This is a genomic window from Lewinella sp. 4G2 (assembly GCF_001625015.1).
In the GTDB taxonomy this organism is placed as follows: Bacteria; Bacteroidota; Bacteroidia; order Chitinophagales; family Saprospiraceae; genus Neolewinella.
In genome coordinates, this window is sequence record NZ_LVWJ02000014.1 from 3288244 (window position 1) to 3310771 (window position 22528).

17 protein-coding genes are annotated in these 22528 nt (G+C 38.7%); 16 read left to right on the forward strand and 1 reads right to left on the reverse strand.

Annotation, left to right across the window (positions count from 1 at the left end):
- Positions 1-323 precede the first annotated feature (323 nt).
- Together A3850_RS13665 and A3850_RS13670 are read left to right on the forward strand one after the other, a co-directional pair.
- Entirely contained in the window at positions 324-845 is a 522-nt protein-coding gene (locus A3850_RS13665) for a hypothetical protein (RefSeq protein WP_068217480.1), read from the forward strand.
- A 359-nt stretch (positions 846-1204) separates the two neighbouring features.
- A complete protein-coding gene (locus tag A3850_RS13670) occupies positions 1205-2164 on the forward strand; it encodes a hypothetical protein (RefSeq protein ID WP_157501182.1) in 960 nt (319 codons plus the stop codon).
- 37 nt (positions 2165-2201) lie between these two features.
- On the opposite strand, the gene A3850_RS13675 is transcribed toward A3850_RS13670, so the two are convergent.
- Positions 2202-3179, reverse strand: coding sequence for an IS5 family transposase (locus tag A3850_RS13675; protein WP_082921635.1), 978 nt, complete (start codon positions 3177-3179; stop codon positions 2202-2204).
- Between the two features lie 74 nt (positions 3180-3253).
- Between A3850_RS13675 and A3850_RS20230 the strand changes: the two genes are divergently transcribed.
- The 14 genes from A3850_RS20230 to A3850_RS13745 all read left to right on the forward strand — a co-directional run bounded on the left by A3850_RS20230 (position 3254) and on the right by A3850_RS13745 (position 22125).
- Positions 3254-3718, forward strand: a complete 465-nt coding sequence (locus A3850_RS20230) for a hypothetical protein (protein ID WP_157501185.1) — start codon at positions 3254-3256, stop codon at positions 3716-3718.
- A gap of 272 nt (positions 3719-3990) precedes the next feature.
- Positions 3991-4749 carry a hypothetical protein gene (locus A3850_RS13685; protein WP_068217489.1) on the forward strand — a complete coding sequence of 253 codons (759 nt, stop codon included), beginning with the start codon at positions 3991-3993 and terminating at the stop codon, positions 4747-4749.
- A 766-nt stretch (positions 4750-5515) separates the two neighbouring features.
- Positions 5516-6808, forward strand: a complete 1293-nt coding sequence (gene ltrA, locus A3850_RS13690; protein ID WP_068217493.1) for a group II intron reverse transcriptase/maturase — start codon at positions 5516-5518, stop codon at positions 6806-6808.
- A gap of 258 nt (positions 6809-7066) precedes the next feature.
- Positions 7067-7684, forward strand: a complete 618-nt coding sequence (locus tag A3850_RS13695) for an SMI1/KNR4 family protein (protein WP_197494058.1) — start codon at positions 7067-7069, stop codon at positions 7682-7684.
- A complete protein-coding gene (locus A3850_RS13700) occupies positions 7684-8685 on the forward strand; it encodes a hypothetical protein (protein ID WP_068217499.1) in 1002 nt (333 codons plus the stop codon). Before A3850_RS13695 ends, A3850_RS13700 begins: the two co-directional genes overlap by 1 nt.
- A 1637-nt stretch (positions 8686-10322) precedes the next feature.
- Positions 10323-11324 (forward strand): hypothetical protein, encoded by a 1002-nt coding sequence (locus A3850_RS13710; protein ID WP_068217506.1) that lies wholly within the window; start codon positions 10323-10325, stop codon positions 11322-11324.
- 528 nt (positions 11325-11852) lie between these two features.
- Positions 11853-12557 carry a hypothetical protein gene (locus tag A3850_RS13715; RefSeq protein WP_068217511.1) on the forward strand — a complete coding sequence of 235 codons (705 nt, stop codon included), beginning with the start codon at positions 11853-11855 and terminating at the stop codon, positions 12555-12557.
- Between the two features lie 710 nt (positions 12558-13267).
- Complete coding sequence (locus A3850_RS13720) at positions 13268-13798, forward strand: hypothetical protein (RefSeq protein WP_157501188.1); 531 nt, start codon at positions 13268-13270, stop codon at positions 13796-13798.
- A gap of 1963 nt (positions 13799-15761) precedes the next feature.
- The gene (locus A3850_RS13725) at positions 15762-16331 is read left to right on the forward strand and encodes a hypothetical protein (RefSeq protein ID WP_157501170.1); all 570 of its coding nucleotides are present in this window, start codon (positions 15762-15764) and stop codon (positions 16329-16331) included.
- Positions 16332-16631: 300 nt separating this feature from the next.
- Complete coding sequence (locus tag A3850_RS20450; protein ID WP_157501191.1) at positions 16632-16994, forward strand: hypothetical protein; 363 nt, start codon at positions 16632-16634, stop codon at positions 16992-16994.
- 59 nt (positions 16995-17053) lie between these two features.
- Positions 17054-17515: an SRPBCC family protein gene (locus A3850_RS20610; RefSeq protein WP_068217518.1), complete on the forward strand. Its 462-nt coding sequence runs from the start codon at positions 17054-17056 to the stop codon at positions 17513-17515.
- A 444-nt stretch (positions 17516-17959) separates the two neighbouring features.
- Complete coding sequence (locus A3850_RS13735) at positions 17960-18562, forward strand: hypothetical protein (RefSeq protein ID WP_068217519.1); 603 nt, start codon at positions 17960-17962, stop codon at positions 18560-18562.
- 380 nt (positions 18563-18942) lie between these two features.
- Positions 18943-20970 (forward strand): hypothetical protein, encoded by a 2028-nt coding sequence (locus A3850_RS13740; RefSeq protein WP_068217522.1) that lies wholly within the window; start codon positions 18943-18945, stop codon positions 20968-20970.
- Between the two features lie 429 nt (positions 20971-21399).
- Positions 21400-22125 carry an SH3 domain-containing protein gene (locus A3850_RS13745; protein WP_076639953.1) on the forward strand — a complete coding sequence of 242 codons (726 nt, stop codon included), beginning with the start codon at positions 21400-21402 and terminating at the stop codon, positions 22123-22125.
- The last annotated feature ends 403 nt before the right edge of the window (positions 22126-22528 follow it).

The following is a 22528-nucleotide window of genomic DNA, read 5'->3' on the forward strand; positions in this document are numbered from 1 at the left end:
CCTTTCAGTTCCGATTGAGTATCTTAGTGGAGTCAAGGACGCGGCCTGCGTGGGCTGCAATCGTTGGGCGTAAAAGAATAAATATTATGACTTAGAATACGTTCGTTCATCGTCGTTTTGGGTGCGAAAGAAATAAATAATATGAATTAGAATACGTTTGTTTCCTTTACTGGTAGCAATATTGCCGAGTACAATAAATTCGTAGCTTTAGAAAATTACGTTTTATTGTAATCTTCCTGATAAAATTTTAAAGTCAATGGGACTGACATTAAATGCTCCTCGTGATTCAAGACTAAGCGTAGAAAAGAAAATATTAACTCATTATGAACTTAGATGAAAAGAAAAGGCTTGCTTTATTAAAGAGAAAGAATCAGTTTAGGCTAGAGGCACCTAAATATCTAAAGAAGCTTGAGAGTATCTATGGCGCAAATTCTAAATTTGAAATAGTACAATTAGAAGATGTTGAAGAGATTCATCCTCGATTAAGAGCTTTAGGCTACGTCCAGAAGTTCAGTGCTAGATACTATGTAGATGATTGGACACATATAAAATCTATCTTACACGACTTGTCGCCAAAATTAAACAGTACTAACTATTTTACTATTCAAAGCTTATCGAAGTACTGGTTCATTAAAGCGGATACAGCATTCGTTATTGAGAATTTTAAATCCATTTTGGAAATAGATGGAGATGGATTTGAGGTATATGACCTAGGAATAAGAAATGGTCTTCGACTAGAACTATATGAACATTATTATATGTTTGAGAACGAAAAAATTTACGGCTTTGGGTACGAAATAGATTTGTGGGGAGAAGATTGGATCAGCCTTTTAATTGACAAATGAGACTTTACTCTGTCAATAAATTTAGTAGTTGAGGTACAAACTGCTTTGCCCCAATAGAAATTACAATTAAGGTTACAAAATACTCAGTTAGTTTTTATTAAGTCAAAGGGTAGTAGTGAAAGAAAAATTAATCCGCCCAACACTGCAATCCACGTCAAGCCGCTGTCACTTCGAGTCTAGTAGTGTAGGAGGGTTCATGCCTGGCCACTGGTCCGAACACTCGGATGGCCAAAAGTCCTCCGCAAGCTCCGGAGTTTTGGCCATGCTCGCTTATCGGCCCAGTGGCCTTTTAGTTCCGATTGACTATCTTAGTGGAGTTAATGACGCGGCCTGCGTGGGCTGCAATCGTTGGGCGAAACATGCAAAAATCTCGCTATCAAATCAGTCACCAAATTTTTAAAAATTGTACTTTGAGAAAGATCGTTCTTCTAGCCATATTGATCACTTCATTATTGAAATGTAATGGAAAAGGTGAGAAAGGAGAATCGACTAATTTAGTGCAAATTGATGATTTGCAAGAAACAAAAATAGAAACCAATCCTAATAGGTCAATTGATTCTGCTGGGTTTGGTCAGCAGTTAAATTTTATTGAGGCAAATTTTCCATACTCTTTGGCTGATTTAAATTGTTCTAAATCAAATAGCATACTAATACCTGACAGTGTATTACTTATCGTAAATGAAAGTATAGCCGAATATTTTGAGTCAAATGAAAGCGGTCGAGGTCAAGGAGAGTATCTATCAACAGTATTAGTTAGAAGAAATTCAATTCAATTTTATCAGAATATTTTTGAGCACTGGTCAGGTGAAATTAATTCGAATTATTTTCTATTGCTTAATGGTGAAGTAGTCATACCAACTACAAACTTAGATATTCATGCTCTCTATAATTTGGTAGGAAATGAAATACGGATTAGTAATCTAAACCGGAAGTTCTTTAGTAGTTTCAAAGAAGTAAATTTTGATTATTTAGATTTAGACGGACACTTTGCAGCAACTAGGTTAATTCATAACGGAACATATAACGCTTTAGAAACTCATTCATTTAATATTAATAAGATTCGAGATGGATTAAAGGTGGACACAATTAATATGACGACAAGAAAATTTGAGAAGTCATACTCTAAATCCGATGAAAAGTGTATTAGCAAGAGTTACATTTCTCTATTCATGTCAAACGAAATCAATACACTGCCAAGTGGAGATTACGACGGCGATGGAATTAGCGAATCATTGCTTGTAGAGATGTTTCTGGATGCTCCTAAGAAAGACACTACAGTAATAATTTCTAGAGGAGTTGACTATGGCGTTGTTGCATGAAGATTTAAGACAAAGCTTGCGCTCATAAAATATTTAATTAAGCATTTTTTAGTTGAGAAATCGGCATGCCATGGGCTGTCATATGATTGAGTGCTTTGATTTTAATTTTGTTTTCCTGCGTTTGAGTTTCAAGTGATCGAGAGTAGTGGGTTGGACCAAAGATGGTTTTATAACGGTACATCGCCGTCTCAGATAAACTTCGTTGGTGGTAATCGGCTTCTTTTTTCCATTCTGCCCTTCCGACTTCTTCTATGCGTTTAATAAATTGATTGCGAGGATAGTCATCGGCATCACCCGGTTCCTCCCAATACCATTTCACCGCGCCTCTCTGAGGTGGAATGACAGGCCAAATATCTCGCTCCAATAAACCATCGTAGCAACTCTGTGCATCATAAGCACCATCAAGGTAGACCTCATCGATTTCGGCTTCGACCTGATCGAGAAGATCATTTACCTGAGATTCATCGCTCTCGGAGTTAGTCGTCGTGATATGGCAATGAATAAAGCCAGTGCAAGGATCAACACCCAAATGAAGTTTACGCCAGGTACGACGCTTGCTCCATCCGTGCTTGCGGCATTTCCACTCGCCTTCACCGTAAACCTTGACTCCCGTCGAGTCTATCGCAATCGTGATCGGGCCGCTAGCTGGAATCGCAAAAGGACTAATGTTGAGAGTGCGAAAACGGCGGTTAACCTGTGTAAAACTTGGTACTTTCAGGTGCGCTAGGTCCATGAGTTGAAGCAGACCCACGGTAAAACCACGAGACTGTCGATAGGGTAACCGAAAAATAGTCTTGATCATCATAATGGCCTCGATACAGGTATCACTATAAGTTTCTTGAGCACCTCTCTGGGCTGGCGAGTCACTATACCAATTTTGGGTGACCGACTCGTCAATAATAAACGTGATGTTACCACGATTTTCCAGGGCTTTGTTGTACTCCGCCCAGTTGACTACCCGGTAATCCTGCTTATCTTTTACTTCAAATCGCTCGTCCTTCTTTATCTTTGACATGGGCTGGAAATCTATTGATTTAGTTGTCGTAAACCAAAGATATGGGCTCCAGCCCAAATTTATACTAGCCGTTTATGAGGGGAATCAGGCCCGATTCATGCAACAACGCCGTTGACTATTATGGAATACAAAAGTGGGCTGCCGAAAACACACCCACATTATCTATCTCAAGTGACAACAGTAATGTCAATTCACTAAACATCTTAAATAGATCATTTATTTCAGGTGTTTCTTATTCATGCAATGTAGGAAATGTTGATGACAGAAAAGGCGACGAACTAGTAATAGTGTTTTACCAACCAGATTATTCAAATTTGGCGACTATGTATTTATTCTCTTACTTCAATGAAGAATGGGACGTCATAAGTAAGTGGACTGTAAGAGAAGACGATTTGAATGGTCACGATCATGTAACAAGAGGAGATAATTTTGGAGAAATAGAAATAAGGACGCTTGATTTTGAAGCGATAGTGCATGACACAGTCATCAAATTGAAAGACTTTGATTCTCGGAATTTGCCTTTCGAAATCAAAAAATAAAATTCGCCCAACACTGCAGCCACGCCAAGCCGCTGTCACTTTAAGTCGAGCAAAGTAGTAGGGTAGTTGCCCGGCCACCGGTCCGAACACTCGGATGTCCAAAAGTCCTCCGCAAGCTCCGGAGTTTTGGCCATGCTCGCTTATCGGCCCAGTGGCCTTTTAGTTCCGATTGATTAACTTAGTGGAGTTAAGGACGCGGCCTGCGTGGGCTGCGTTCGTTGGGCGAAATCGAATTAATACTATGACTTAGAATACGTTCGTTCATCGTCGTTTTGGACGCAAAAGGAATAAAATTAAAGATTATTAATGATATGGAAAATAGTGATCAGTTGTTTTACCAAGCACAAGAAGTTGTTCAAAGAAAAAATGACGATGGACAATTAGAACAACTAATCAAACAAGGCTTAGATGTCAATAATATAGATGAGTACGGAATGTCCTTAGCGGAAAGGGCAACCTTTGGTGCTATTAATTATAACGCATTGTTTACACTGTGGAAAGCCAAAGCAACTCCTACTACGGATTACATCAAGGAAATTTTTGATCAATTCGAAGATGGAAAATCAGTTGCGGATTTATATGATGAATCAGAAATGAGCATAAAGATGCAAAGTGCATTGGAATTAAGTGAAAACTTTTCCGCGAGAAAGTTGAAGATCGAAAGTGCATTGCTTACAATCCATGAAGAAAACAATAACTCTCAAAATTCAGATCTAATATTAAGTATTGTGCTAAAGCCATTCCTTTTTGAAGGTACAATAATTGAGACCACGATGGAGTTCGTTACATCTGTTCACGACGAGATGAAAAAGAATCTATTTGTAGGAAATGGCTATAGTTTTATTGGAGAGCCTATATCATCATCAATTTATATCCAAAATGTTCATAATCCGGTTGACTTACAGAGGCTTTATATTAAGAGAGGTAAAAAGTACTACACTGTTTCCGCCGATCTATACTTTGATTTTGCGTTTGAAAATGCAACCTACCCAAACGAGTTAGTCACTTTCAAGTTTAAGACTCCACTATAATATCCGCCCAACACTGCAATCCACGTCAAGCCGCTGTCACTTCGAGTCGATGGCTTTACTACGTCCAAAGCCCGGCCACTGGTCCGAACACTCGGATGTCCAAAAGTCCTCCGCAGGCTCCGGAGTTTTGGCCATGCTCGCTTATCGGCCCAGTGGCCTTTCAGTTCCGATTGAGTATCTTAGTGGAGTCGAGGACGCGGCCTGCGTGGGCTGCAATCGTTGGGCGTAACGTGTGCTCTGAATGGAACTACCAACTATTGATTCAATCAAATAATTTCAAGAACCAATGCTGTGAGTAAGATGATGGTATGGCCCATCACTGGCGATTTACAGGAATAGCCAGTAAACTACCCCGAGGTGCTTTGATAGCAATTGATAGGTGCTGAACGTCGTGGGAGAAGGTCCGACAAGATCGGATCATGTGAGAATAGAGAAGATGAACGAAAGTGAACCTTTGAAGAAGCGTCGAGAGAACCAAACTCCATCACAACTGTCGGTCTGTTGCTGCCGAAGGATTAAAGTATTGCGGGTTACCTGTTTACTAGCGTACGGTGGACGGTGTATAGAAGGCATGATCTCTATTCAGGCTTATTCACGGAACAGAGGAAGCCAGAGTTGAATGTTAAGAGGAAGGCACAAGTCGGTAGAACATCGGCAAGGTCGAATATCGAAGTCAGCTGCTGGTGGCGGATTCAGTCGTAGTAGTGATGAAGATGCTGTAATGGCATTGGAGCGAAGGGCTGGACGTGTACAGTCTGGTAAAAGTATGACAACGCCGTCGGGTCGCAAGGTCCGACATAGGAAGATCAACTGGCACCGGACACGAGGACTATCTAAGTTAACCCCAAAACACTTTCTGGATGCTTATCAAAAAGTAAGGCGAAACGCAGGAGGACCAGGAGTTGACGGTGTGACGTTGGCAGACTTTGCCCTCGATCTGACCGGTAACCTGTATACTCTGTGGAATCGAGTAACCTCGGGTAGCTATCATCCGGCTGCCGTAAGACGAAAAGGAATACCGAAAGGGAATGGACAGACTCGCTATCTGGGCATCCCGACGGTTGGAGATCGAATAGTTCAACAAGTTATAAAGGACCGCATCGAGTACATACTGGAAGCCGAATTTATGGATTGTTCGTACGGGTATCGTCCAGGGCGGAGCCAGCATGATGCGCTCCAAGTGGTTCGGTTGGGCGTACGGCAAACGAGTTGGGTTGTGGATCTGGACGTGTCCAAGTTCTTTGATGAGATGCCGCACGACCTGTTGCGCAAAGCATTAGACCGGCACATCACCGACAAACAGACACGGGACCTTATCGATCGCTGGCTGGAGGCACCACACCAAGATGAGGAAGGACAATTACACTATCCGCAAGGAGTTGGTACTCCTCAGGGTGGGGTAGTGAGTCCGCTGCTATCCAACTTGTTCCTGCACTATACGCTGGACAAATGGATGGCGATTAATCGACCGGAGGAAAAGTTGGTACGCTATGCCGATGATGCCATTATCTTTTGCCACTCCCGGACAAGAGCGGAGATGGTCAAGAGACTGGTCGAGGAACGCTTCCGAGCGTGTGGTCTGAGGTTGCATCACGAGAAAACGAGGATAGTATTTTGTAAGAGGAGTAACAATGCTTCCTCCCACGAGAATATTAGCTTCGACTTCTTAGGCTATCGGTTCAAGCCTTGCTCAAAGAGAACCCAAAGCGGGAAACTGTTCACTTCTTTTGATGGGGCGATGAGTCCTAAGAAGAAGAAACTAAAGACCGCTGAGTTCCGAGCGATGAAGTTCCACCTGTGGAACACGACGACACTGGAAAAGATAGCTGAGGTGCTGAACCCGATCTTACGAGGAATACTCAACTACTATGGCCGGTTCAACCCGCACGGGATGGAAAGTGTGATGATGGCGGTTAATGACCGGTTATGCAAATGGGCTAGCCGGAAGTATAGGAAAGTAGGCAAATCAATCCACCGAGTGAGAAAATGGCTGCGGACTACTGCCACCAGGCGGCCGGAGTTGTTCGCTCATTGGCAGTGGGGATTTACCTATATTTAGCTTCGGTACGCGAAGAGCCGGATGATGGGAGACTATCAAGTCCGGTTCTGCGAGAGCCTCGGGGGGAAGTGCCCCGGGGCTACTCAACAAAATAAATACTATGACTTAGAATACGTTCGTTCATAGTCATGTTGGGCGAGAAAGGAACAACAACTGTTATCTGAATTAACTTTACAGGATATAATGGATTTCAATCTTTATCAGTTTTGGGATAGCAATAGCACAAGCAACTCAAGATTGACTAACAAGTCAATCAAAATGGCTGAACAAGAACTAGGTGTAGATCTTCCTGAATTATTTATAGATCTACTTAAGGTCCAAAATGGAGGATACACAAAGGGGTTTGCCTATCCTATGACTATTGAGACTTCATGGTCGAAAAATCATATTCCTCTCTACGAACTGTTTGGTATTGATTTATACCACGGGCCGGGAAATTCTTCAAATATTTTGTACTCAACCTACATGATTGAAGAATGGGGCTTACCTGAAAAACAGGTTTTGCTATCAGGTGATGGACATTGGTGGATAACGCTGGACTATCGTAAATCTACTATACCTTCTGTAAATTGGATTGATTGTGAATGTAGCGAAGACATACATGTTGCAAACAACTTCACAGATTTTATTAGGATCGACTTCGTTTATCTACCAACCTATTCGCCTAACCTGAACCTAATCGAGCGCCTGTGGCACTTTATGCGGGTTAAGATATTGAACTCAACTTATTACGAGAAGTCTAGTGAATTTAAATCGGCCATCGTTTCATTTCTGGGTGGGATAAAATTGTATAAGGAAGAATTACGTAGCCTACTGACTTTAAACTTCAGGACAGTAGGAGGCACTTCCGTGCATTTGTCCCAAACCTCTTCGTGATGCGTATACTCTGCGACATTGGAGACAAACCAAATTTCTTAATTGATGGTCACGGGAAATCAGTGGACTTCAACGAAATTGAAAAAAGCGAAAACCTAAATAGAATTTATCGTTTTCAATTCAAACAAGCACCAAAAAACGGACAACTCGACCGAGTAATTTCGGCTATTAAAAAGCGACCTGAAATAGGACTTCGGTTCTACGGAGACTATTCCGAAGAATTAATTGATTGGGACAGTCTGATTGAAATTGAAAATCTTCAAATTGATTTGTGGGAAACGAATGACTTAAAAGAAGTAAGCAGACTTAGGAATTTAAAAAGACTTGGAATAACTAAGAATGTAAAATCAAAGGTTTCATTAGAAATCCTTGAACCCCTGCAAAACTTGGAGACTTTTTATACCTCAATTTCCAAGAACATTGAAACAATATCAAAGCTTCCAAGGCTTGAATTTTTAAGTCTAAATGAAATCAAAAATGACAATCTTGATTTTCTGACAAAGCTGAATAACCTTAAAACCCTATGGTTATCATTGGGTAGCTTTAAGGACTTCTCGGGATTATCAAAAATCGAGAAATTGCAAAAGCTTCAAGTTCATCAAGTTAGGGGTTTCGAAAGTGAAGTTATCAATCCAATACTTAAAGACTGTTCACAGCTATGGGCTCTGAAACTTGACAACTTAAAGGGAATCAAAAACCTTGACTTCATCCCGAGTATGCCCAAAATAAAGTACTTATCAATGGAAGGGATAAAAAACCTTGACACCTATGCACCAATCAGAATTTCTAAGACAATGGAAACCATAGCAGGCTACAATTGCAGACCAGCTGATAAATCCCTTAATGGATTAAAAAGACTAAAAGAAATTTGGTTAGGAGACTTATATACAAAAAGTAAAATCGACAACTTATTGAATGACAAGGACGCAGAGAATATTTGGATTAGGGGTAAGAACTTGAAAGGTTTGGGTAAGCTTAAAAATCCGTTTGAAATAAAATAAAAAAAGCACGATTGCCCAACATTGGCTATACGTAATGCGGGTTTTGGTACTAAATTAAATGTAAATAAATATTAACAAACACTCGGCTAAAATGAATGTGAAGTCCATTTTATCCCACACTACGCATAGCCGAGACCGTTGCTCGAGAAAGACTAAATATTATGCCGTAGATGATACTCGAAGAGGCTGGTGTTGAGTACAAAAAGAAGACTAAATGACGATGAATTTGGAGTTATCCGACGATATTGTAGAGTTGCAATCTGGTATGGTAACTATATGGATCTTAGGCGGATACAGAGTGAAGTTGAATAACTTTGAGGTCCATATTATAAACATGAGAACCAGACACATTGCAGTAGCTACTGTAGCGATGTTAAAAATTCAATGGATTAAGAATGGAAGGAAGGCGAAGCGCATGCTGAAACCTAAAATACAAGAAGACGGTATGCATCAGATTCAGCTTCATAATGTTGATAGCGTCGAAGTCCGTAGATCAAATCTCTTCTTTACCTCACTTTTTCAGAAGCCGCTCCGGAAAGATCAAATTAGACTTGTAATTGAATAATGAGTACAAGGCTACCTACGCCATCTTACTAATCATGGTAAGGCACAAAGCCTCAGGTTGAGCGAAGAAAAAAATACTTTAAATACGGAGACCTTTAAAATAATAGTAAATTTCACACTGTTTTAAATTATGGACTGGAATAAGAACACCCTGCACTTTCAGAACAGCGACTTGAGAGGAACAATATCCTTAGTTCGAGAAGCTGGAAGAAGAACACCTATCTCAACCGGATACGCATCGCATTGTCAAATTGATTGTTCAAAGATGCAATACTCGTACGTAATCTATTTGATCGACCGGGATGAGTTACGCCCTGGGGAATCTTGTTCAGCTCTGCTTAAGTTCAAATTCGGCTCAATCAGCGAGTTGGGGTTAAATGTTTCCGTGAAATCCAAGTTACAATTGAATGAAGGTAAAAGAATTATAGGCATGTTGGATAATCTAATACTCTGCATAGAATAACCTAGGACAATCAATATTATAATCACCCTATACTATGCAAAATTGCTAAAGTAAATAAATCAAACTTGCTAGTTTCATCATCTTGAAAATGATAATATTACTCGCCCAACATCGCAGCCACGCCAAGCCGCTACCACTTCGAATCAATTAGGGTAGGGGGTGGATGCCCGGCCACTGGTCCGAACACTCGGATGTCCAAAAGTCCTCCGCAAGCTCCGGAGTTTTGGCCATGCTCGTTTATCGGCCCAGCGGCCTTTTAGTTCCGGTTTAGTATCTTAGTGGAGTCAAGGACGCGGCCTGCGTGGGCTGCAGTCGTTGAGCGTAACAGAATAAAGTAAAACGCTCGATGACGTAAATTGATCCATGTGAGTCGAAGAGACGCCATACATAAACACCTCGGGATATTCGGTTTTGTGAACTTTAGTTGTCGTCGAATATAGCTAAAACTAATAGTGACATTTGTTGATGAAGTTGTTGAAGATTAATCTAGGTCAACGGTATGTTGTGTCCAAGAATTGTGGACATTTGAAATTAGAATGCCATTGATGTACAGCAACCTGAACCTACAATTTATTTCGTAGATAGGCGTTTATATAGAAACAAATTAATCATGATATATAAAGTGATCCTATCTATAATTTTGCATTTTGTAAGCATAGGGCTTTACGCACAGACCATAGTTCTACCACAAGTATTTACTATTAAAAATAATATTGATACGATAATTATTACGGAATATGGTACCCAAGTGAAGATTGAGAGGAACTCTATCGAAACATCTGATACTTCGATGAATCTTGTAGATGAATACAGTATTCACATACGAGAAGTTATTGATAATCTAGGCGCGGTTGTAAATCAAGTATCGACAAATAGCAATCGAGGGATCCTTATATCCAATGGCATGTTATACATTACGGCTTATGTAGGCGATCAAGAACTTGAATTGAGATCGGATCGAAAAATTGAAATTAGAACACCAGTTAGTGCTGGCAATTTTGATATGGGATTGTACTCTATTTCATCAACTGACGAGTGGACTAAAATGACAAGTGAAATCTCTCTTGATACCTGTCCTTCTTTTATTATGACCGTGTTGACATACGATTCTATAGTTGATAAAAATTCCTATCGCGTATGGCAAAAGAAAAACAACAGGGTCGATGGACTGTTTGGAGGAACAAACCGACCTAGACAGCAAGTTTATACTATACCTATCCCATACGACACAGTGTGGAATTGTGATAACAATGAATTATCTTACTATAATTTTAATATTCAAGATTTTGGTTGGTACAACATCGATAAGCTTGCCAAAATTAGAAAGCCAAGAAGTATGTCAGTTGTTTGTAGAGAAGGAATGAGAGTAATCGCACTTGTAGATAAGAAAAATATAGTAATTAGGTTTAATGAAAGTAAAAGCGAAGTATACCACTTGTCAAATTACCCATCTACATTAGGATCGACGGTGATTAGTTACAAAACTGTAGAAGATGACAAGGTTTTGTTTAGTGTTTATTCCATGAAGAAATTTAGATCTAGATTAAATATGCCGGAACCAAATGTGGTATCTAATGCTGAATTTAGGAAAATAATTAGACAATTACATTAAGAATATTATTTAGAGATAAACACTAACTTCTATACTCTGTACAGCACCTCAAGATATATGGAAGACGCTACTTGACTTTATTAACTCAACTCGTTAATAATTAATATAATCCGCCCAACACTGCAATCCACGTCAAGCCGCTGTTACTTCGGGTCGAAGGCTCTATCATGTCCAATGCCCGGCCACTGGTCCGAACACTCGGATGGCCAAAAGTCCTCCGCAGGCTCCGGAGTTTTGGCCATGCTCGCTTATCGTCCCAGTGGCCTTTCAGTTCCGGTTTAGTATCTTAGTGGAGTCATGGACGCGGCCTGCGTGGGCTGCGTTCGTTGGGCGAAATCGAATAAATACTATGACTTAGAATACGTTCGTTGATCGTCACGTTGGGCGAAAAGAATAACAATTGGCATTGGATGACGTCCGTTCATCTTTCTATTTAACGGATTCTGACTATACTTGGGCTTTGTAGATCGTCGTTATTAACTGCTAGAGTTGGGTGGGAACTTTAAAAGCACATTCAAGCTATAGCTTATGAGAGTAATTGTAATTCTATTGACCTTGTTTCCTTGTATGTTAATTGGACAAAGTGATTTCTATGTACAATGGATGTCAACAGGTAAGCCAGTTATGGGTATGTATAATTACTTTAAATTGTATGGAGGAGATAACTACCGATATGGGCAAATTTCACCCAAAATTTATGCTGCGGACTTCGTTTCTTTGGATACTATAACTTACGAATCAAGATATAGATTCAAAGAACTCAAAGTTACATTAGATACTTCCGGGGACTACTACAGATTCACAAACAACCTCAGTGACGTCATTAAAATTGAGATTGTAGATGAACAAAACAAAATTCTTTTTGAAGAACTTTTTGAAAACTCTCCGTTATCGGCAACAGTTTCTTTAAACGGAAAGCATAGGAGTACTTCAGATATAGATACGATTTCGTATCAAAGATTGATTCAGGGGCAAGGACTCACTGCGACTGTAGACCGTGATGATATCAATGCTAAATGCTCTATCTTACGCTTTAATCTAACATTGAGTAGACACAATTTAAATACAACTTATGAATTCTGTGATAGGAATTCTTTCCGGAGTTGGCTAAACAGACTAAATAGGGATGAACTAATAGGGTCCGTTATTATAATCCATAATATCTATTATTCTTGTTCAGGTGCTGATGATAGTCAGAAAGCTAATCCCCTTATATTGTATGTCAAGAGGTGAATCAAAAGATAGTGTAAACATGAACATACATAATCTTACAATAGGAGTAAACCCTAAGGTTATTAAGACACTATCTGTAATTATACCTGTTATCAGACCTTTTTAAGTAATTATGTTAATTTCTGCATTTCGCGGCGGGCAATAATTTATAACAGTCCGAAAAACTTAATTATTCAATCAACTTCCTAGCTATCACGGCTCAATAATAAATAATATTACTCGCCCAACACTGCAATCCACGTCAAGCCGCTGTAACTTGGAGTCAAGCAGAGTAGGAAGGTTGATGCCCGGCCACCGGGCCGAACACTCGGATGGCCAAAAGTCCTCCGCAGGCTCCGGAGTTTTGGCCATGCTCGCTTATCGGCCCAGTGGCCTTTTAGTTCCGATTGAGTATCTTAGTGGAGTCAAGGACGCGGCCTGCGTGGGCTGCAATCGTTGGGCGAGAAGGAATAAATACTATGACTTAGAATACGTTTGTTTATCGTCGTGTCGGGCGTAAAGGAATAAATTCTATGACTTAGAATACGTTCGTTCATCGCTGGTAATTACGATATAAAGTGAGTAATTACGTTTACAATCTTTTATTAAATCTATCACTATGTTCTGGAAGCGAAAGCCAAAGTGTCCAATAACAGAGCAGGATCGGCTCTGGATTGAAGAGAGACGCGGCCTGCGTGGGCTGCAATCGTTGGGCGCAATCAAAATAGAATATGAATAGAATAATTGAAAATAGTTTAAAGGAAATTTCAATTAGAGGTAGAATGGCACTAGGTATAAAGTGCTTGGAAATAGTATTAGATAAGAATAACCTCATTCACAAAAAAGATATTAAAGAATTACTTACAGTTTTGTGGGGATTCATAAGTTCAGAAAGGTTGGACTTATGGAGTGAAGAGATAATTGATTACGACCCAAAATCATTAATTGAGGACTATGAAAATAGTAACTTTGAGGATTTTAGATTTCTATCTGAAGTAGAAATAGAAAGAATGTATTGTATTTATAAGAATTCAAAAAGCGAGGTTTTGGAGTTAATCGAATTGGTCATTGCTATCGGAACTGGAAACTTATATGGCGGGACTGGTGAATACAGCAAAATGACGTTGATTCCCACGATTCAAGTTTTGAATATAATGGCAAGGAATAACTACCAAACTCCTAAATTAGCAAATTTTGAAAAGTCAAAGTACTCAGAACTCCATGGCTGGGGCACTAAAAGGGAGAAGTCATTCTTTGATTAACTTCTGGAATGAATAAGAATAGGTGGTTAAGTGACAACTATGAACAATTTATATCTTCTGATTTGCTAAGGATATCTGAAGATATGTCTAAAAATGGAATTTGACAGAGAGTGACTTTTTATGTAAGCAAAATAATATATGTAAGCGATGTAAATGATGTGATATGGTTTAACTTTTCAGTTATATAGCCATATATTATAGTTTAATCCATGCGTGTTCAATGTGATGAATTGTAATCTTATTCACCCAATTCTTGCAAATGAAAATGTTGATCCTAGCTCATGTGGTGAAATACTAAAAAGTACACTGAAATACAAAAAGAGTACTATAGAAAATTACATGAGCCAATCTGGCCACAATTATGTTAATAATCTTGTAGAAAAAGTGTTCGATGATTCAACAAACATTGAATTATAGCTCGGTCGAACTGGATATTTAGGACAATCATTGAGATAATACTGGATTAAAATAAATTTAATTGAAATTATCTCATCGTGTTTAGTTGGAATAGAAGATTAATTATAATTATTCTTGACTCGCCCAACTTCACAGCCATTAAGGCTCCTTAAGAAATAAAATTATTCGCCCAACACTGCAATCCACGTCAAGCCGCTGTCACTTCGAGTCGATTGTAGTATCACAACCAAAGCCCGGCCACTAGCCCGCACACTCGGATGGTCGACAACTATGAACAATTTATATCTTCTGATTTGCTAAGGATATCTGAAGATATGTCTAAAAATGGAATTTGACAGAGAGTGACTTTTTATGTAAGCAAAATAATATATGTAAGCGATGTAAATGATGTGATATGGTTTAACTTTTCAGTTATATAGCCATATATTATAGTTTAATCCATGCGTGTTCAATGTGATGAATTGTAATCTTATTCACCCAATTCTTGCAAATGAAAATGTTGATCCTAGCTCATGTGGTGAAATACTAAAAAGTACACTGAAATACAAAAAGAGTACTATAGAAAATTACATGAGCCAATCTGGCCACAATTATGTTAATAATCTTGTAGAAAAAGTGTTCGATGATTCAACAAACATTGAATTATAGCTCGGTCGAACTGGATATTTAGGACAATCATTGAGATAATACTGGATTAAAATAAATTTAATTGAAATTATCTCATCGTGTTTAGTTGGAATAGAAGATTAATTATAATTATTCTTGACTCGCCCAACTTCACAGCCATTAAGGCTCCTTAAGAAATAAAATTATTCGCCCAACACTGCAATCCACGTCAAGCCGCTGTCACTTCGAGTCGATTGTAGTATCACAACCAAAGCCCGGCCACTAGCCCGCACACTCGGATGTCCAAAAGTCCTCCGCAAGCTCCGGAGTTTTGGCCATGCTCGCTTATCGGCCCAGTGGCCTTTTAGTTCCGATTGAGTATCTTAGTGGAGTCTAGGACGCGGCCTGCGTGGCTGCAATCGTTGGGCGTAACAGAATAAATACTGTGCCTTAGAATACGTTCGTTCATCGTCGTGCTGGGCGCAAAAGTATAAATACTATGATTTAGAATACTTTCGTTCATCTCTGTATAAGGCTAGAACGAAGCATTAACAACGATGGCTTGAAAAGTCTAAAATATTTTGATTCATCGATTATAAAATTGTGCGGATTCCTTTGGTCGTAGAAAATTGTATTGACATCAAAACTTTAAGGCATGTCAAAATTATGATTAAAGAGTAATCTTTTGTTTCAGAAAATGATATCCAGTATGCATAGTTGCTTAATAAGATTCTACGTAATTTTTTTGATAATAATTGGATGCTGTTATAATTTGAAATGTTGTAGTTGTCTACAACCTACAGTTAACCTTCCACTACCAAGTAAATTTCTTGATGTTATTGTCCCGCCTCAAATTTCGCAAAGCAGGGAAACACAAGAGTTAATTGTTTTCCATGGTACTTTGGTTGACTATTACATTTTAGATGATAGTAAAGTGATATTGAAGTATTCTATCAACCATGTATATACTGATACGGCGATAAAATCAATAGAGGTTGTAACAAATATTGGAACTGATGCTTGTGGTTACTTTGATGAAATTGGAGGGGAATCAATCATAACAGCTATGCTGCAAGGTGACAGATACTATACCGCCCGTGAAGATTGCGCTAGGAATATTTCAAGAAGAGCTAACCCAACGATTTTCAAGTATTGGCTAACACTACTCAATACCTTGACTATGGGCAAAGATGGAGACTATCATTTTAGACAAAATAAATCAACGCACGATGAAATAAGAAAAGACCTAAAGCCTAACTTACCTGGCATATTATTTTCGATCAAAAATGGAAAGCTGAATGGAGGATTCCAAGTTTACAGTCTAAAAGGCGATTTGCTAGTTAAGGGGAGATATCGGAATGGTGAGAAACATGGAAGATGGTCTTATTTTGAAGCTGGGCTAACCTGGGATTTATCGTATTGGTATTCAACTCTCACAAAGATTAAGTACAAAGGTGGACAGCTAATGAAATCAACGACAGATATGGAATATACTCCATTTCAAATGTAAACATTCGTCCAACTTGATAGCCATCAAAGCCAACACAGTTCCATAACGAATAGAATTATTCGCCCAACACTGCAATCCACGTCAAGCCGCTGTAACTTCGAATCAAGTAGGGTAGAAGGGTTGATGCCCGGCCACTGGCCCGAACACTCGGATGTCCAAAATTCCTCCGCAGGCTCCGGAGTTTTGGCCATGCTCGTTTATCGGCCCAGCGGCCTTTTAGTTCCGGTTTAGTATCTTAGTGGAGTCAAGGACGCGGCCTGCGTGGGCTGCAGTCGTTGGGCGAAACAAAAAAACGAGTGAATGATTGAAATCCTAAAGATTTTTGTAATAATTAGTATGTTGACTTCTTGTGAGGATAGATGTTACGGTAATCACCTTAGTCTAACCGTTCAGGGTAAAGTCGATAGCTTAGAATTTAGCTACTGCGAATCATCCGTTATGTTCAATCATCCGTATTATGATTCAGTTGACACTATGAAATCCCATTTCGAAGGAAATATTGAGCCAGATTATGCTAGAGATAAATGTATGACTTCTTTTAAATTATTTTTTGAAGGTAACATAGAAACTATCAAAGGGGATACTTTCAGTAATTTTAACGCAGATGGTAATCACCACTATATCATCCTCAATAATAAAGTCATTTACGAATTTAGTAGCTAATCAATTAGGTATACATAATGCATCTATTATTATTACTCGTTTGACAGGCAACAATCGTTATGAAAATTACAGAGAACATTCTGATAGCCAGGGAAGCAACATTTCTATTTGATTTTACGCAAGACTATAGAAATAGGCTTAGCTGGGACACTTTTCTTAGAAAGGCTATCATTCTCAATAATGCACAAGAAGTGGGTCTTGGTGTCAAAACATATTGTGAATCCGCCAGCGGAGTGGGAATAGAGACAGAGTACATTTCATTTAATAGACCAAATGTTACAGCTGTGAAAATGACGAGTTCGAATTTAATCTTTAAGGCATTCTCTGGTTCGTGGCGCTTCAAGAAGGTACATTCATCAAGCACTAAGGTGATCTTTACGTACTCCTTCGAATTCAGATGGCCTTTTAAATTAATAAGTAGGTTTATAGGGTATATTCTTGCGGCTAATATGCGCGGAAGGCTTTCAGATCTTAAATTATATGTTGAGAGGGAATATCAAAGTAAGGCTACAACCAATTAAAATATATCATCCGCCCAACACTGCAATCCACGTCAAGCCGCTATCACTTCGAGATGATGGCACTATTACGTCCAAAGCCCGGCCACTGGTCCGAACGCTCGGATGGCCAAAAGTCCTCCGCAAGCTCCGGAGTTTTGGCCATGCTCGCTTATCGGCCCAGTGGCCTTTTAGTTCCAGTTTAGTATCTTAGTGGAGTCAAGGACGCGGCCTGCGTGGGCTGCAATCGTTGGGCGAAACGAATAAATACTATGACTTAGAATACGTTCGTTCATCGTCGCGTTGGGCGAAATCGAATAAAAACTATGACTTAGAATACGTTCGTTCATCAATGTGCTGGACAAGAAGGAGTAAAAACTATACAAAAGATAACGATTTTTGATCTTAATCTTAGTCGATACAAGAAATGCATATAACTTTAATCAGCATTTAGGAAATATCTAGATCATGACCAATAAGTTTAAGTTCTTTAGTGTCGTTTCAATCGTCGTTACTATTGTTATCTCTCTACTCGTCACTAAACTCTATTCAGATGAACTGAATAATGGTGGAGATGTGATGATCGTCTTCATTGTACCAATAATAGTTATTTTAGTAGTTTTAGTTGTCGGTATGTTAGTATTAGCTTCTCGGTATACGAACGTACGAAACTCACTACTACTAACTCTACTAGTGATTTTAATCCCTTGTACTGCTTTATTGGTCACGAGGTACAGAGAGATTTCCCGTAACGATGGAGTTCTGATTTCTACATTACAATATACACATCACTATGATTTAAGAATGCTATTTAAAAATAATGGATCGGTCAAGCTATATAATGAACACATGCTGGGAACGGACTATAAGTTCTCAAAGTATACTGTTCAAGGATCAAATATTATTTTGCGAAAACCGGTTAGAATAAATAGTTATATAATTGGAGATACAATTAGAGTAGGCCCAGATTATATTTATTTACAATTCCATAAGTCTGACGGCACATTAAACTTTGAGGACTCAATTGATGTTTCTTGGAACGTAGATGTGAAGAATATGGTTGTTCAATAAAATATAAATAAGTCAGTTTAATAACGTAATTGAAGACTATAGTCGACTGTAATTTCACAACAAGATAATTGCGAGAGTTAACGAATCATTCGCCCAACACTGCAATCCACGTCAAGCCGCTGTCACTTCGAATCAAGCAGGGTAGAAGGGTGCAGGCTCGGCCACTGGTCCGAACACTCGGATGTCCAAAAGTCCTCCGCAAGCTCCGGAGTTTTGGCCATGCTCGCTTATCGGTCCAGTGGCCTTTCAGTTCCGATTGAGTATCTTAGTGGAGTCAAGGACGCGGCCTGCGTGGGCTGCAATCGTTGGGCGTAACGAATAAATACTATGACTTAGAATACGTTCGTTCATCGCCGTGTTGGGCGCAACGAAAAAAAACTATGAATAAATCAAGTCAAGGACTCGCATCATTAGCTCTATTTAGAGAACTGTACGAAGCTAAAACAAATGTTTACGAAGTTATTAAGCACTTTGTTTTGAGTATTTGTAAGCGTCACAATCTATATCAGTTTTCAGAATTTCAAGTTGGAGAAAAATTAAATTCTGATTATGGATTTGACATTCCAATTGCAGTAGTCAAAACATCCATTAAAAGGATAAAAGGGATTGAAAGAAATCAAGGTAAATTTATTTTACCGAAAAACATTAATATAGATGGAAACAATAATAAACTTAAAAGTATTGGTAATACCCATGAAGTAATATTTAATAGGTTAGTTGAGTTTATACAAATCAAAACTGACGAAAAATTAGATGAGAAAGAAAAACAAGAACTGATTAATGGATTCACAGAGTTCTTATTAGAAGATTCTACGTCTTCTAAGTATGCATCATACATTGGCGCTTTTGTATTAGAATGCTCGCAGGAGTTGAGCTTGTTCAAACAAATGCAGAGAATTAAGGAAGGAGTGATTTTATACTCTGGTTTGAGATTTAATACAAACTTGAATGAACTGGGCCAATGGAAAAAGCCTATACTTGTCTTTCTGGATACTGAAATTTTATTTCATGCCCAAGGTTTGAATGGAAAAATGTTTACCAAGCAATTTAACGATTTCTATGATTTTGTTAAGGAGATCAATTCAATTAAGAAATTAGTTAAATTATGCTATTTCCCCGAGACTAAGCGTGAAGTTGAACATTACTTTGCAACAGCATCTTTAATTGTAAGAGAAGGAAGTGCAAAGGGACCAATGAAGCCTGCAATGGCCGAAATAGTTAATGGCTGTGAAAATAAGGCAGATGTTTTGATAAAAGAGTCAAGTTTTTTTGAGAGATTAAAAGGTTTGGGGATTTATGAAGATGACTATGAAAACTATTATAATGTTGACCATCAAAAATTTAACATAGCTAGTACTGCCTTGTTGACTGAATTGCAAAAGAAATCAGATAACCCGAAACTTGAAAGAGCCGTAGAAACTCTTAACAAGATTTCAATAAGAAGAGGAGAAAAAAATCCTGTCATCTTCGACAATTCTGGATATGTGCTTTTAACGGGTAACAGAATGACGCTAAATATAGCTTGGGATGAAGAAATGAGGCCAAACCATACTGTTCCACTCGCTACAAACTTAACTTTTATAACAAGCAGATTCTGGTTCAAGCTAAATAAAGGATTTACTTCATCAGCTCCATCCTCTTTTAGTGTTATAAACAATGCTCAAATATTATTGTCAAGTAGATTAAATGATTCTGTTTCAAAAACGTATCAAATGCTTAAGAATCAGCATAAAGCGGGAACTCTTAGCGACGATCAAGTTATTAGCGCAATTGTTAAATTAAGAACTGAAACTAGGAAGCCGGAAGATATTTTAGTAGATGAAGTTAATGATATTTTGGATACGATTAAAGAATCTGACATTAGTAAGTACGTTAGTGAAAAAGAACAATTAGAAATTGACATTAGAACTAGAGACTCAAATATTAACTTTCTTGAAGAAAAATCATCTCAACTTCAAAACGAAAACCTAGGGATGAAGGCTAAATTTGAGAGTAGTCTAAAGAGTGTTAGTGCAGAAAAGAGAAAGTTATTAAAAGAGAAGGAAGAGAGATTAAAAATATTAAACTCAATTAAAGTGGCGGCAGATATTGCCGTTGAAGATTGGACTCAAAGAGCAGATAATTTGATGATATCTGGCTTAGTAATTTATATATTGGTACTAATCGGAGCAGTAGTATATTTTGGTTGGGATATAATGGAGCCAGTAACTTATTTGATGGGAGCAATAGGCGTAGTTGGTCTAGCAATATATTTAATTAAGACGGGCCGAAACTTCAATGTTTTTAAGACTAGAGATAAATATCTTGGAGTTAAGTTTGAGGATGAATACAAGAAAAGAGATTTTAACTTGAAGTCTTTAGAGGATTTGAAAAGTGAAATAGACCAGTTGAAAAATGAATTGGAATGAAAATGCGCAGAACTTCACAGCCATCAAGGCTTTTTAAAGAATAAAATCATCCGCCCAACACTGCAATCCACGTCAAGCCGCTGTTACTTCGGATCGAAGGCTCTATTACGTCCCAAGCCCGGCCACTGGTCCGAACACTCGGATGTCCAAAAGTCCTCCGCAGGCTCCGGAGTTTTGGCCATGCTCGCTTATCGGCCCAGTGGCCTTTTAGTTCCGATTGAGTATCTTAGTGGAGTGAAGGACGCGGCCTGCGTGGGCTGCAATCGTTGGGCGTAACCGAATAAATAATATGTACAAAACTACGATTGTCTAGCATTTCGTAATACCCGACAAAATCAATGGGCGAACTGTTTATAATTAGTCATAAAGTTTTAACCGCCGTTACCTAAGTGTCTTACGATAATTATCTAACTCTAAGTATAAGTTACTATGAAATCTTTCTTTCTGGCCACTTTTTTTGCTTTCTGTAATATTAATATATATTCTCAGTCTACAATTCAAACGGGAGATACACTCTATGTATGGGCAGGTGAAAACCTTCTACTTAGAAGTGAACCTTCAGCAGATTCTGAAGTACTACAGAGGATGAAGTTGGGCGATATTCTTATTGCAAAAGAAAACTATAATTTCAACAGCGCTGCAGATTTTAAAGTTAGTACTCTTGTGGAAGGTGTTTATTTAGAAGGAGGCTATATTAAAGTCACCATTGATGATGAAATAGGGTATGTTTTCTCAGGTTATGTTTCAGACAAGGAAGCGTATGCAGCTATTGATAATGTAGACCATCTTCATTATGATGACCTGGCATCTTATATCTCTAGAACTTGTGAGATGACTGATTCAAGTAGTCAGAAAAATGAATTCGGAACAATTGTGAACACCAAATTTGGCGAGAATGTAGAAATTAGTAGAATCTGGAATAGAGCATCTTCTACAACCTACATTCTAAAAGATTGGACTGTAAATGAGGTTCTTTTGTTAGTACTTAATTCATATAGATTAGACCAAAACGATGTCTCTTTGCCGAAATTGATTTCTTACAAAAGAACGGATGGATTTACTATCATTGAAATTGATTTAGGAGAAATCGAGAACACGTTTACAATTTTTCGGTCTGGTCCGGTCATTTTAGTAACTCACTATTTGTCTTGTTAAAAGTGTTTTACATGAAATTGTGACGTCGAAACCGACACAATTCTTTAATAGGATCATCCGCCCAACACTGCATCCACGTCAAGCCGCTGTCACTTCGAGTTCAGCCTTTTATTACGGTTCATGCCCGGCCACTGGTCCGAACACTCGGATGGCCAAAAGTCCTCCGCAAGCTACGGAGTTTTGGCCATGCTCGCTTTTCGGCCCAGTGGCCTTTTAGTTCCGATTGATTATCTTAGTGGAGTCAAAGACGCGGCCTGCGTGGGCTGCAATCGTTGGGCGAGAAGGAATAAATACTATGACTTAGAATACGTTTGTTTATCGTCGTGTCGGGCGTAAAGGAATAAATTCTATGACTTAGAATACGTTCGTTCATCGCTGGTAATTACGATATAAAGTGAGTAAT